Annotated in this window: 12 protein-coding genes; 11 read left to right on the plus strand and 1 reads right to left on the minus strand. The window is 32.2% G+C overall.

Features of this window, described 5'->3' with window-relative positions:
- The first annotated feature begins 186 nt into the window (after nt 1-186).
- The 11 genes from JOE44_RS20680 to JOE44_RS20725 all read left to right on the plus strand — a co-directional run bounded on the left by JOE44_RS20680 (nt 187) and on the right by JOE44_RS20725 (nt 13,041).
- Nucleotides 187-3,156: a HAMP domain-containing sensor histidine kinase gene (locus JOE44_RS20680; RefSeq protein WP_209787156.1), complete on the plus strand. Its 2,970-nt coding sequence runs from the start codon at nt 187-189 to the stop codon at nt 3,154-3,156.
- Nucleotides 3,153-3,767, plus strand: a complete 615-nt coding sequence (locus JOE44_RS20685) for a response regulator transcription factor (RefSeq protein WP_209787158.1) — start codon at nt 3,153-3,155, stop codon at nt 3,765-3,767. Before JOE44_RS20680 ends, JOE44_RS20685 begins: the two co-directional genes overlap by 4 nt.
- Before the next feature lie 260 nt (nt 3,768-4,027).
- Nucleotides 4,028-5,446: an amino acid permease gene (locus JOE44_RS20690; protein WP_209787161.1), complete on the plus strand. Its 1,419-nt coding sequence runs from the start codon at nt 4,028-4,030 to the stop codon at nt 5,444-5,446.
- Between the two features lie 342 nt (nt 5,447-5,788).
- Nucleotides 5,789-6,895 (plus strand): agmatine deiminase family protein, encoded by a 1,107-nt coding sequence (locus tag JOE44_RS20695; protein ID WP_209787163.1) that lies wholly within the window; start codon nt 5,789-5,791, stop codon nt 6,893-6,895.
- A 235-nt stretch (nt 6,896-7,130) separates the two neighbouring features.
- Nucleotides 7,131-7,763, plus strand: a complete 633-nt coding sequence (locus tag JOE44_RS20700) for a DUF308 domain-containing protein (protein ID WP_209787165.1) — start codon at nt 7,131-7,133, stop codon at nt 7,761-7,763.
- Between the two features lie 384 nt (nt 7,764-8,147).
- Nucleotides 8,148-8,483, plus strand: a complete 336-nt coding sequence (locus JOE44_RS20705) for a hypothetical protein (RefSeq protein WP_209787167.1) — start codon at nt 8,148-8,150, stop codon at nt 8,481-8,483.
- Between the two features lie 639 nt (nt 8,484-9,122).
- Nucleotides 9,123-9,422, plus strand: coding sequence for a recombinase family protein (locus JOE44_RS25290; RefSeq protein ID WP_280895081.1), 300 nt, complete (start codon nt 9,123-9,125; stop codon nt 9,420-9,422).
- A gap of 22 nt (nt 9,423-9,444) precedes the next feature.
- On the plus strand, nt 9,445-9,723 hold the full coding sequence (locus JOE44_RS25295; RefSeq protein WP_280895083.1) for a hypothetical protein: 279 nt from the start codon (nt 9,445-9,447) through the stop codon (nt 9,721-9,723).
- Between the two features lie 212 nt (nt 9,724-9,935).
- Nucleotides 9,936-11,003 carry a DUF4297 domain-containing protein gene (locus JOE44_RS20715; RefSeq protein ID WP_209787169.1) on the plus strand — a complete coding sequence of 356 codons (1,068 nt, stop codon included), beginning with the start codon at nt 9,936-9,938 and terminating at the stop codon, nt 11,001-11,003.
- A 51-nt stretch (nt 11,004-11,054) separates the two neighbouring features.
- Nucleotides 11,055-12,758 (plus strand): hypothetical protein, encoded by a 1,704-nt coding sequence (locus tag JOE44_RS20720; protein ID WP_209787176.1) that lies wholly within the window; start codon nt 11,055-11,057, stop codon nt 12,756-12,758.
- Between the two features lie 25 nt (nt 12,759-12,783).
- A complete protein-coding gene (locus JOE44_RS20725; protein WP_209787177.1) occupies nt 12,784-13,041 on the plus strand; it encodes a hypothetical protein in 258 nt (85 codons plus the stop codon).
- 83 nt (nt 13,042-13,124) lie between these two features.
- Here JOE44_RS20725 and JOE44_RS20730 read toward each other — a convergent pair whose 3' ends face one another.
- Nucleotides 13,125-13,448 carry a nuclear transport factor 2 family protein gene (locus JOE44_RS20730; RefSeq protein WP_209787179.1) on the minus strand — a complete coding sequence of 108 codons (324 nt, stop codon included), beginning with the start codon at nt 13,446-13,448 and terminating at the stop codon, nt 13,125-13,127.
- Nucleotides 13,449-13,463: the final 15 nt, after the last annotated feature.

The following is a 13,463-nucleotide window of genomic DNA, read 5'->3' on the forward strand; positions in this document are numbered from 1 at the left end:
TTTCTAGCACCATGCCTGATGAGGCATTGACAGGGACAAGTGTTTAGTGTTTTCAAATTTATTATAATAGATATGTTATTCATAAATAATTATGTAGAGAAAAATTCACATAATTGTGGATAAATATTTACAATGGATTTGATTTTCTATAATATATTTGTCTTAAATATAACGCTGCCCTATTGAATGAAGCTTCTTTACTTTATTTCACTTTTGTTTTTTTTAAGTGTCAACGGGCAAAGCTATACTACCCATTGGTGCAACATGGACAATGGTTTGCCTCAAAACAGCATCAAGGACATTGTAAAAGATAAGTATGGTTTTATATGGCTGTCTATGGAAGGCAGAATTGTACGGTACGATGGAAGTAATTTCGTTGAGTACAAAAATTTTAAACTTAAAAATTTAAGTTTTGGTGATTTCTCCGGAAACATTCAAAAAGACAGTATTGCTGTTTTTAATGCTTCTGAAAAAGATGTTCTGATGATTTCCCATAGAAGCCCCCATATTATATCTTCCCGACTGGTATCCAATTTCAGAAATAAAACAAACAATAAAATATACAAACAGATTTTTAAAAATAATTTCACGGTACGGTATGTTTCGATTGTAGATTCGTTTTTCATCCATTTAAATAAAGGTTCTTATTATTTTGAAAAGAATGGAATTATTTATATTGAAAAGAAAAATAAGAAGCGTACGGAAATTGATCTGGCATTTTCACAAAGCAGATTGAACCGATTGTTTGTTCATGGGGATTACGTTTTTGTTGCTGATGCTGAGAATAAAAAAATTCTTCAGCTCTATCAGGGGAAATATTCTTATATCAACGCACCATCTGTTTATACGGATCCGGAAACTAAAATTTACTGGCAGCAGATTACCGGACAGGTCTTCATGATCAGTCATGGTAAAATATACAGAAGTGAATTTTCAGATGGAAAGTTGAAGCTTACTTATTTGCTGGAATATAAGGATATTAATAAAGATATTTCCGGTGCTATGTTTTACGATGAAGCAGCCCGGAAGTTATACATCGGAAGTTCTATTAACGGGCTTAAAATCCTAAGCTTATCCGATTTTTCAGTTTCCAGAAAGAACTTATCTTATCAGGATGAGGTTTGCTATGCTGCATTACGCTATGGTAATAATTCTGTCCTGACATCAGAAGGTATCAGGTACTATCAGAATACATCAGAAAGACTATATCCCGCTCCCCAATCTTATGATAAACGGTATATTTTGGAAGATAATGCCGGAAATCTGGTTTACAGGGAAAATAATTCCATTTACATCAGATATAAGAACAGCGGATTTACAAAATATGATTCCATTTCTTTTAAAAATAAGGAACTTGATGGTCTGTATAAAAGCGGAGCGCTTTATATGGCATCGTTTGTCAGCGGAAAAGGGTCTTATCTCTATCTGTTTAAGAAAGACCATTTTAAAGAAATAGAAAGAATCATTCCCTGTAAAGATAATATAGATGCTGTTCTCCGATATGATAAAAATTTTCTCTATCTGGGAAGCAGCGGTGGAATATATGTGTATTCTCTTACTGCGAATAAAGTGGTGAAGCTTATCGGAAAAGGTCTTCCGGTAAAACAAATTATTAGGACAAAAGACGGAAATATCTGGTTTACCACATACAATAGAGGGCTTTACTTACTAAAAGATCAAAAGGCAGTCAGGATTCCGTCTGATAAAAATGATTTCCTGGCGAATGCCCATTATCTGTTGGAAGATAAGAATTCCAATCTGTGGATCCCGTCCAATAACGGATTGTTTAAAATCAATAAAAATATACTTTTACAACATATAAATGATCCGAAAGGAGATCTCGCTTATTACCGATACACCAAAAAACAGGGACTTTTAAATAATGAATTCAACGGCAGTGCAAATCCCTGTGCCCACATTCTGAAAGATGGACAGTTTGTATTTCCTTCCATGGATGGATTCGTATTTTTTAATCCTGAAAATGTAAAAACGTATTATCCCCGGCTTGAAGACATACATCTGGAAAGAGCAAAGATAAAAGGAAAGATGATTGAGGTGAAAGATAAACTCTTTCTGGAACGAGGATATAAAAATGCAGAAATCTATATTGATGTTCCTTACTATTCCGATTTGGAAAATATTTATTTACAGGCTAAGCTTGACAATGAAGACAGCTCATGGATAAATATTAAAAGTGATAAAACATTCCGATTGGCCAATATAGATCCTGGAACCTACAATCTTCTCGTTCGGTTTCTGTCTTCCGAAACAGGGAAATTTATGTATAAAACCATCCCTGTAGAAGTAGAAGCCTATTTTTATCAGACGCTTATCTTTAAAATACTGATCGCTGGGATTATTATTTTCATTGTTTTGGTGATTGTACAGATCAGAACCAATTTTTTAAGACTGAAAAATAAAGTGCTGAAAAATACCCTTGTTCATAAAGACAAAGAACTTCTCGAAACGAATAACAAACTTAAAAACGCGTCCGACTATCAAAAAAAACTGGTGGAAAGCATCAGTCATGATATTACCACACCTGTGAAATTTATTGCCCTCCTTTCTCAGGAACTCAACCAGTCTCAGGACTTGAAGACACAGAAAAAATATTTTGACAGTATTTACAAAACTTCTGAACAGCTGTATAAATTTACTTTAAGTCTTAAAGAATACACCGAACTGTATAAGCAGGAAAATACAGCCAATGAAGAATACTCTATTTATGATCTGATTGAAACCAAAAGATTACTGTTTGAAGAAATTGCAGCGCAGAAAAATACATTTATCTACAACTTTTGTGATCACCAGTTGAGAACACGGCTCAATAAAAACATTCTCCTTGCAGTTTTCCACAATATCATAGATAATGCAGTGAAAAATACTTCAGATGGAGAAATTACCATCACATCAGCTTCCGCAGCTTCCCATTTGGAAATCAATATTTCAGATACAGGGAACGGAATGTCTGAGGAACAGAGAATTTACTATTCCGGGCTCTTTAAGAAAAAGGAAAATGATGAACATATGATTTTCAAAAACTATGGGTTAGGTCTTCATATGGTTGTTCAGCTGCTCATGAAGATTAATTCCGAAATGACTTTTCATAAAAATACTCCGAAAGGAACCACTATTAAAATCTTTATTAAAATATGACGAAAAAAATACTCATTGCAGATGATCATCATGTGGTAAGAATTGGAACCGCGATGATTCTGGAGAAAAATTTTAACCATTTTGAGGTCGATTTTGCAGAAACCTATGATGAGGTAAAACAGAAAATACAATCGGAAAAATATGATCTGGTTATTCTTGATATTGAACTTCCAGGAAGTATTCTCAAATCAATGGTGAAAGAGATCAAAGTAATTGCTGAAGACACACTCATCTTAATATTTACATCCTACAAAGAAAATATTGCGTTGCAATACATTGAAGAAGGAGCAAACGGTTTTTTGAATAAGCAAAGTGATCCCGAAAATTTTGTCAAAGCTGTTGAGGCGCTCTTTAAAGATGGACAGTATTACACTCCGGAGATATTGAGTGAATTGCTGAAAGGAAATAAAAAACGAAAAGCCATTGAGAATTTATCAGAGAGAGAACTGCAGGTTTTTAATCTTCTGGCAAAAGGAAATGGTAATCTTGAAATTGCCAATGCTCTTGATATTGAAGAATCTACTGTAGGAACTTATAAAAGAAGGGTTTATCAAAAATTAAAGATCACCAATCTTGTTGAATTGCTGGAAATCTACAGCGAAATTCATTAATACAACTTCTTTAGTTTTGTTAAAGAGATGAAACCGCTGAAAAGAATTTTTTGCAAATTGTTGGACATTTCTACGAAAAAGAATTTTAAAACCAATTTCAATAAAAAAGATCAACGATTTTATATTTATACTCAGAAAAGGCCTTGGCAAATTGTTAAGGTTTTTTCTTGTCCCGTGAATTACAAATTGTCAATTTGCCCCATGGAATGTGAATTTCTCTGAAAAGTTTTTATATATTTAGCGACCGAATAATTCATTCAATGAGCAACGAAAATAAAACAGGACAAAACGAGACTTTAGTTAGGGGATTAACAAACCGACACATACAATTAATTGCCCTTGGAGGTGCCATAGGAACAGGGTTATTTCTAGGAATCGGACCCGCTGCAGTACTGGCAGGACCATCTGTAATCTTAGGCTATGCCCTGGCCGGAATTATCGCCTTTTTTATTATGCGTCAGCTGGGTGAAATGGTCGTTCAGGAACCCGTATCGGGAAGTTTTAGCTACTTTGCCTACAAATATTGGGGAAATTTCCCTGGATTTGCTTCCGGATGGAACTACTGGATTCTCTATATTCTGGTAAGTATGGCCGAACTCACGGCAATCGGGCATTATATCCACTTTTGGTGGCCGGAAATACCACTTTGGGTTTCCAGTTTATTCTTTTTTATCGTTATCAATGCCCTTAATCTGGCTTCTGTAAAGGTCTATGGAGAAACAGAATTTTGGTTTTCCATCATTAAAGTAGTCGCTATTATTGCGATGATTATCTTTGGAGTATACCTTTTAATCAGTGGTACTGGAGGAGAAAAAGCTACGATCACCAATCTGTGGAATGATGGCGGATTTTTCCCGAAAGGATTATTTAATAAAACAGAAAACGGATATTCAGGATTGTTTGCGGCAATGGCGATGATCATGTTCTCATTTGGAGGCCTTGAACTTATCGGGATTACTGCTGCAGAAGCAAAAAATCCGGAAAAAACAATTCCACAGGCTACCAACCAGGTGATCTATAGAATTCTTATTTTCTACGTAGGTGCTTTGGTGATCTTATTTTCATTAAGTCCGTGGAGAGATATTACAGAAGGATCCAGTCCGTTTGTAATGGTATTTCAAAATCTGAATGGGCTTGAATTCAGTCTTTTTGGAAAGGTTGTACAGTTCAATACATTAATTGCGAATGTTCTTAACCTGATTGTTTTGACAGCTGCTTTGTCCGTGTACAACAGTAGTGTTTACAGTAACAGCAGAATGCTTTTCGGATTAGCCCAGCAGGGAAATGCTCCGAAATTCCTGAAAAAACTGAACAAAAACTCCGTTCCTACTAATGCAATCATTATTTCTTCATGTTTTGCCGGGATCTGTATTATCATCAATAAATTAGTACCGGAAAAAGCTTTTGAATACCTGATGGCTTTAGTAGTATCTACATTGATTATCAACTGGCTGATGATATGCTACACCCATTTGAAGTTTAAAAAATCTATAAATGCAGAAGGTGTTCAATCAAAATTCCCATCTATATTTTACCCGATTTCCAACTATATCTGTATTGCATTTTTGGTTCTGATTCTTGGGCTGATGAGTATCACAGGAATGGAAATTCAGGTGATCCTGATTCCGATATGGATTGGCTTTTTGTTCGTAATGTATAAATTGTACAAACCAAAATAAGAATATAACAACTCATTCAGATGGGTTTGGAAGAGGTGAAAATCATACGGTTTTCACCTCTTTTGTTTTATTTTCTGTAAATTAGATAGAGAATATGAGTACCTGTCTTTTATTTTCTCTGTATGAAAAGAATGTCAATTTAGGACAAGATTTGGTTTTTTGAGAGATGTAATTTTGCACCTGTAAATCATCACAATGATGAAGCTGCAGTGTAAAACTTAAAAAACAAATAGAATGAAAAATATATTTCTCCTCATCCTCTTGCTTTTTTTTCCTGGTCACGGATTTCTACGCAGGCCATTACTAATTTGGAGGTATTAATTGAAAAGAAATTTTAATGATATGAAAAAATTATTCACACTCACTTTTGTATTGAGTTTTATACTAAGTATGGCACAGACAGACTATCATTTTCCAGAGGAATCTTCACGACATGAAGGAACATGGCTGCAGTGGCCGCATCACTATCAACATGGAATGACTTACCGTAAAAGGGTAGAGCAAACATGGGTAGATATGACAAAAGCCCTTCAGTCCGGCGAGAAAGTTCACATTATTACCTATAATGATGAAGAAAAAAACAGAATTATCCATCTTTTGGAAGAAAATGAAGTTCCGATGAAAAACGTTGATTTTAAGGTTTATCCTACCGATGATGTATGGATCAGAGATAACGGACCTATTTTCGTAAAAGACAACAAAGGAAATGTTTTTATTGAAGATTGGGGATTTAATGGATGGGGTGAGAAATTTGATTTTGAAAACTGTGATGAAATTCCACAAAAGATAGGGGCAGACCTTGGAGTAAAAGTAATCAACCTGAATGAAGAAATGGTCAACGAAGGAGGTTCTGTAGAAACTGATGGAAATGGTGTTTTAATGGCTTGCAAAAGCTCTGTTATCAGTCAGAAAAAAGGAGCTGTCAGAAACAAAGACATCACTCAGAAGGAAGCAGAAGAAATGTTTGAAACTTATTATGGAGTATCTAAAGTAATCTGGCTGGAAGGAGTGACAGGCCTGGATGTTACCGATATGCATATTGACGGATTTATGAAGTTTATTAACCATAATACGATGCTTACCATGAAAGATGATGATCTTCTTGAGCTGGGACTTTCTGAAAAAGATGTCAATACCCTTTATACAGCAACCAATGTCAACGGAAAAGAATATAAAAAAGTCTACGTACCATCCACTAAAAATAAAGTGAAAACAGCGTACGGAAAGCAATTGGAAGAAAAAGGCTCCTATGTTAATTATTATGTCGCCAACACTGTTGTATTAGTTCCGAATTATGGAGATCCTAATGATAAAATTGCCAATAAGATTATTCAGGATCAATATCCGGATCGAAAAGTAATAGGAATAGATGTAAGAAACCTATATGAAAACGGAGGAATGGTGCATTGTGTAACCCAGCAGCAGCCTGCCGGAAATCTGGTAAGATAAATTTAAAGAATATTGAAATTAATTTTTTGTAGATCAGATGAAGTTAATTGAATAAATTGCTTCATTTGATTTTTGTAAAAACAATTCACGGAATCTGAAAGGTTCCTCGGTTATTTTTCGTAAATTGGTAAGAGGGTATATTTCAAATTCAGGTGAAAATTATAATCTGTTTGAAATACCTGCGGATAAGCCGAAAACCGTTACAAAAAAGTAGGCAGGACCAAAAAAGACACCTATGGCCAATTTATTTCAAACCCTTACCAACACTGTAAAACATTGGTACATCCCATTAATCTTTGGAATTCTTTTCCTTATCTGTGGTTTTTATGTATTCAGTGTACCCCTTGCAACGTATGTTACACTTTCTATTTTTTTCAGTGTTTCATTTTTATTTTCAGGAATTACTGAAATATTTTTTTCCCTGCAAAACAGTAAATCCTTACAGGGATGGGGCTGGTTTCTTGTAAGTGGATTATTAACAACTGCAATAGGGGTTTATCTTATTGCAAACCCTCAGATTTCTATGACAGTACTTCCTTTTGTAATAGGATTTACTTTGCTGTTTCGCTCCTTTCAATTATTAGGATTTGCCTTCGATCTGAAAAGCATGAGAATTATGAGTTGGGGAAATGTAGCGCTGGCCAGTGTAGGAGGAATCATTTTTTCTCTGTTGCTGATATTTAATCCGATGTTTACAGGAATTTCGTTAGTGACCCTTACAGGCATTTCTTTCATTTTCATGGGAATTGCTTCCATTATGCTCGCTCTGGATTTAAGGAAAGTCAAAAAGATTCCGGGAAAAATAAGCCAGGAATTAAGAGACAGAATCAAATCGATACAGGAAGAGATTGATGAGCTTAAAAAATAATAAACGAATAAATCTAAATATAAAAGACCTTGCAAAAGGTCTTTTTGTATGCTTTTTTTGTACCTCAATAGTATTTTGAATACTTATATCAATTGGATTTTGTTGCGACAAGATCGGTCGTTTTGTATGAATATCTTTGCATTTATAAATGATAAAACTCATATTAAACATTGCTAATAGTGTTTTGAGGCTGGATCATTCTTACTAGGTTGAGAAATGAATAGAAGTTCTAAAAATAGACGTGCTGTAAACTATGGGACAGCAACTAGAAGTATAAATTTAATGATAGGTAATGATATAGGAGTTGCTACTACTGAGACAACAAGAATAAATGAAAGTTGGTTTAAAAAACATATTTACCTTAAACCTCAATTCGATTAAACTATGAAAATATTTGTCTTTTTTAGCTTTTTAATCTTGGTGTCTTCATGTGGAGAACCTGATTGCAATGATGTGAAAAAAGCGTTCTACCCTGATGAGTATAATTTGATTGTCGGAGAAGCAAGTATAGATAATTCCTGGATCAAAATTACAGGCTATCATCCCATAACCTATGAAAAATCAAATATTATGGTACATAATAATTGGATTGACGACTATAATGAAGTGGAAGCGGGAGATACAATAATTAAGAGAGCAGGAAATCTAGAACTTGTTATTCATAAAAAAGATACTATTATCAGACATGATTGGTATTGTAAAGGAAAGCCTTATAAGTAAGTTTAATACTTGCTCTAATAATTATCATCCAATTAGATAAGAGTGGAAGAAATTCCACTCTTATTTTTTCGTAATCTCACTTTATTTTTTTTCATATCAAAGGATTCTTTTGCCTGAAAGTAAGCAATGAAAAATAGAATTTTCAACTTTTGTAATTTAAATTTGAAAGATTGATTATTAAAATAGAAGAATATTTTCCTGTACTATCTAGCTTAGATGGTTGAAAGAAAGAGTGTTGACTAGTTGGTGTTTTGGTTTAATCCCCAAATTTTGCGTTTGATTTATAATAATTCTTATTATTATAAAATTTACTATTTACTATGTAGAATAAAAACAAAAACCATCCTTAAAAAAGGATGGTTTGTAGTCCAAGATGAACAAATGTCGAACCAATTAGTTGCTGATTTGGAAATGTTGGCAGAATTAAATTCGTGATCTAAGTAAATTTTTTCTACTATTAATAAGCTTATATTAAGATTATTTCCCGTTGTAATATTTCATAAATAATTCGGTGGTTTTATGAGATTTCTAAAGTCGTTGGATCTGATTACTTTACTTTTTAAATATATTTTCTCAAAATGTCGTATCAGTAAACAAAGTTTTATAAATTTACAAGAGACGAGTTTAATGTAACAAATTATGAAAATAGGATATGCTCGGGTTTCAACCAAAGACCAAAATTTGGATTTACAAATCGAAGCTTTAGAAAAAGCAGGATGTGAGAAAATCTATCAGGAGAAAATATCCGGCACAACAAAGAATCGCCCTGAGCTTGATAAGATGATTGAACAGTTTAGAAAAGGTGATGAACTTTATGTTTGGAGACTGGACAGATTAGGAAGAAGCTTAAAAAACATTATTGACCTTGTTTTAAGTTTGAGTGATAAAGGAATTATAATAAAAGGTCTTGTTGATGGTGTAGATACTTCAAACTATTAATGGTCGCTTATTTTTAAACCTTATGGCTTCGTTGGCTGAATATGAACGGGAGCTAATAAGAGAAAGAACTAATGCAGGATTGCAATCTGCAAGAGGAAGATTGGGAGGAAGACCTAAAGGTTATACTGCAGAAACAATTTCAAAGCTACTACTTCTACGTTCAATTTATAAGGATCCAACATTACAACCGGAAGATATCTACAAGCCATTTGGATTAACTCGAGCAACATTTTACAGATATGCTAAGATTCTAGACAATAATACAGATGAAGAAATAAAAAAGATGGGAGTTAAAAAGTAAATATTATAAAAATATTATTCTAATTAAAAATTTCTATTTTTTTATTTACGGTATACCGTAATTTGTTATAAGATAGAATATTTATCTTTGAATCCTGTATCTTAATAAGAAATAATTATTACATTAGTGAAAAAATAAGTGTCTAGATAACAGCATATATAAATAATCTAATGGCACAGCTACATGTCATATTGAACCAAAATAAAAACTAAATGCCAGAAAAGAAGAATCCTTTATTTGAAGCTCAAAGAGAAAAATCCGGTTCAAAAACTATAAGTAAATATTTATTTCAATATCATTGGGCTTTATATAAAATAATCACAGAACATAGTACCATTCCCGAATATGCTATTTTTCTTGAATTACATGAAGATGTTATAATCTGTGATTCTTTAGATGTTAATAAAGCAAAGTTTGATTTTAATCAGGTCAAAACAACAAATGTTAAATTTAATACTAATCAACTCGTAAAAAGTAAAAAGAATGGAAGTTCTGTTTTAGGAAAACTTGTAAAAAGCGGTTCTGAAAAGCCATTTACAAAGGCTATTAATAAAATAAACTTGATAGCGGTTAAAGATTATGGATTAGAATTAAAAAAAGAAGGCATTACACTTAAAACAATTACAAAAGACGACTTGTCTAAAAAACAGTTGGATGAATTAGAACTCGAACTAAAAAAAGAAATAGGTGTAAATGGGTTACCCGATAATTTACAGTTTATTGTTACAAATCTTCCTGAGACAAATTATCAATTAATAACTATTGGAGCGATTGCCGAATTAATTAATTCTCTCTTTCCGCATTCTTATACAGACGCTAAAAATATTTATACCACACTTATAGATGAGTTAATTCGAAAAGGAAAAGAAACATATGATTTCACACTTTGGGAAGAAGTTCTCAAAAACAAAGCACTAACTTCCGTACAAGTAGTAAATGTAATCGCCCAATTTACAAATATTAAGAATGAATCAAATATTGATATAGAGTTCAATGATATTTGTAAAGAACTTAACTTAAAGTCTGTTCAATCAAAGCAATTACGACAACAGTTTAATAGATATAGAACACAAAAATTAAGTAATAGAAGTACACTGCAGTTGGATACAACAAAAAATGTAATTAAGCTTATAAATGAAAACTTCTCTAACGGAGAAACTGACATTAAGGATTTAATAAATAATGTTAGTAAATCACTGCCTCAAAATATCAAAAAGCAGTTCACAAACGAACAAGAAATAGCATCTGCAATTATATGTGAATTTATAATGATGAACTAATGAATAAAGAAAATTTTAAAATACTAATTAGAAACCTTAGAACAAAGAAAAATGCAAAGCTTAAAATTCAGTCGTCTTCTAGTGCTATCGAATTCCGAAAAATTAGCAAATCAATTCGAGTTCAGCAAAACACTGAATCTAATAACGGCAACTGATAACAGTGTTGGTAAATCTACTTTATTAAAATTGATTTTCTGGACTTTTGGCTGTGAACCGGAGTTTGATACTGCTTGGAAATCAAAAGATTGTACAACTTTAGTGGAATTTGAAATTTCTAATAAGTTATATAAGCTTAAGAGATATAAAAATCAGGTTACTTTACTTGCACCAAATTCTAAGGCTATATATTATGAAAAGATAACCGGAGATTTTTCTAAAGACATTGCGGACCTACTTCAATTTAGAGCTTTACTACCGAATCAGAATACGAACGAACTTGAAATCCCACCCCCAGCATATTATTTCATCCCATTTTATATCGACCAAAAAAGAAGTTGGTCTACTGCCTGGAACAATTTTGAAAATTTAGGTCAATATAGAAATTGGAAGGAAACAATTGTTAAATATCACATAGGACTTTTAACTGCAGAGCATTTTGAAATTGAGATTGAAAAATCAGAAAAAAAGTTTAGTCAAAATGTCGTAAAAGAAGAAATTGAAAAAATTGAAACAGCTATTGATATTGTTTCTAATTACATCCCTGAACCATTAACTACTGTAACTACTGTTGATCAATTAGAAATACTTACAGAGAATATTAAAAATGATTTACTTAATTTACAAGAAGAACAAGAAGAGCTGCTTGAAAATTTAGCTCTTAACAATGCAGAATTAACACATTTAAATCATCAAAAAGAGATTACAGAGAAAATTATTTTGGAGTTAGATTCTGATTATCGATTTACTGTCGAAAATATTCCTGATGACGAAATAGAATGCCCACTATGTGGTACAATACACGAAAATTCTATCGTTAATAGAGCATCAATCCTAGTTGACAAATCGCAGGCAGAAATACAATTATTCGAAATAGTAAAAGCACTCAATAAGTTCGAAAACAAAATTTCTGCTAATAATAATAAGCTAAATGAAGTTAAAAATAGAATTAACGAAATTAACTCAAAATATATCATCGAAGATAGGAATGAAAATAAAATAAATTTCAATCAAATTATCGAAAGTATTGCGGGGAATGCAATAAAACAAAATGTTGAAAAAACAAAAATTGAAAAAGTAAATCAGGTTCATGAAATTGAAAATGAAATAAAAGCTCTAAAAAGAAAGCAAAAAGAGCTTATAACGAAAGAAATTATCGAAGATAGAAATGATACTTTTATCTCACTCTTCACGGATTATCTTAGTGAACTTGCTTATGATTCAATCAATTTATCTGAAATAAATTCTCCGTTAGACTATAATAAAGTCATTAGGGAAGGTGGAGCTGCTGAAGGAGCAAGAGGAATTCTTGCATATTATCTGTCAGTATATAAAATGGTTGAAAAATATCAAAACGAAGTTCTTGCTCCATTGGTAATTGATACTCCAAATCAACAAGAACAATCAGGAAAAAATTATGAAAAAATTGTAAAACTTCTATTGAATAAGTTTGGAAATGGGCAAGTAATAATAAGCGCTATGGAAAACGATTATTTGAAACCATTAAAATTAAAATCCAAAATTATTACACTGAATTCTGAACGACTACTGATAAAAAAAGATTACGAAAAAATAAAAAAAGAATTAGATTCAATATAAACACGGCAGTAAAAAAATAACTATTATGACTTTCGAAGAAGCAATAAACGAACAAAATCAAGCGATGAAAACTGTTATGGAAACAGGTCATTCATATAATTATCTGATAGTACCTGAAATTGCAGAAGAAAGAAGTAAGTTTTTTGAAAACTACGACGAAAAGACTTACAATAATGAAGATTGTAAAAAATATTCAAGCAATAATGAATATTGTGTTTGGCAAATTTTAGATAATGAGTCAGTTAAAAGAATCATTAATGATTCTAAACGTCGATATAAATAATCTCAAAAAACGATAAAAATTGCTTTAAAGAAATGTTTTGCAATTCTTAAAATAAAAACGGCTAAAAATTAGCCGTTTTTATTTTATCCAGTAATTTTCAATGATTGTATTAATTCATCATCAATTTGTAATTGATAACTCAATACAATTGGGCTTCCGGGAAAAGTTCCTGAAACTTCAGCTTTTAAAATGCTTTCCGTTCCATTTTCTTCATAACCGACAGGCTTCATAACTGATTTGTAACGCTCGTTGGCATCTGCGATCCAATGTTCTATTTCTTTTCTTCCATTGTGCCTTTTTCCTTCATCAAAAACTACGGCTGTATCAGAAAAACAATTTGCATAGGCAACGCTATCAAAATCATCTTGGGCTTTTATTAAATCTGTGATTATTTTAGGTAAATTCATTTTTTATTTTTTAAA

Origin of the sequence: Chryseobacterium sp. PvR013, assembly GCF_017833095.1 — a bacterium.
In the GTDB taxonomy this organism is placed as follows: domain Bacteria; phylum Bacteroidota; class Bacteroidia; order Flavobacteriales; family Weeksellaceae; genus Chryseobacterium; species Chryseobacterium culicis_A.

What these genes read in the sequence shown, in the direction of transcription:
- JOE44_RS20680 (WP_209787156.1), top strand. Translation starts at nt 187, where the DNA reads ATGAAGCTTCTTTACTTTATTTCACTTTTGTTTTTTTTAAGTGTCAAC.
- JOE44_RS20685 (WP_209787158.1), top strand. Translation starts at nt 3,153, where the DNA reads ATGACGAAAAAAATACTCATTGCAGATGATCATCATGTGGTAAGAATT.
- JOE44_RS20690 (WP_209787161.1), top strand. Translation starts at nt 4,028, where the DNA reads ATGAGCAACGAAAATAAAACAGGACAAAACGAGACTTTAGTTAGGGGA.
- JOE44_RS20695 (WP_209787163.1), top strand. Translation starts at nt 5,789, where the DNA reads ATGAAAAAATTATTCACACTCACTTTTGTATTGAGTTTTATACTAAGT.
- JOE44_RS20700 (WP_209787165.1), top strand. Translation starts at nt 7,131, where the DNA reads ATGGCCAATTTATTTCAAACCCTTACCAACACTGTAAAACATTGGTAC.
- JOE44_RS20705 (WP_209787167.1), top strand. Translation starts at nt 8,148, where the DNA reads ATGAAAATATTTGTCTTTTTTAGCTTTTTAATCTTGGTGTCTTCATGT.
- JOE44_RS25290 (WP_280895081.1), top strand. Translation starts at nt 9,123, where the DNA reads ATGAAAATAGGATATGCTCGGGTTTCAACCAAAGACCAAAATTTGGAT.
- JOE44_RS25295 (WP_280895083.1), top strand. Translation starts at nt 9,445, where the DNA reads ATGGCTTCGTTGGCTGAATATGAACGGGAGCTAATAAGAGAAAGAACT.
- JOE44_RS20715 (WP_209787169.1), top strand. Translation starts at nt 9,936, where the DNA reads ATGCCAGAAAAGAAGAATCCTTTATTTGAAGCTCAAAGAGAAAAATCC.
- JOE44_RS20720 (WP_209787176.1), top strand. Translation starts at nt 11,055, where the DNA reads ATGCAAAGCTTAAAATTCAGTCGTCTTCTAGTGCTATCGAATTCCGAA.
- JOE44_RS20725 (WP_209787177.1), top strand. Translation starts at nt 12,784, where the DNA reads ATGACTTTCGAAGAAGCAATAAACGAACAAAATCAAGCGATGAAAACT.
- JOE44_RS20730 (WP_209787179.1), bottom strand. Translation starts at nt 13,448, where the DNA reads ATGAATTTACCTAAAATAATCACAGATTTAATAAAAGCCCAAGATGAT.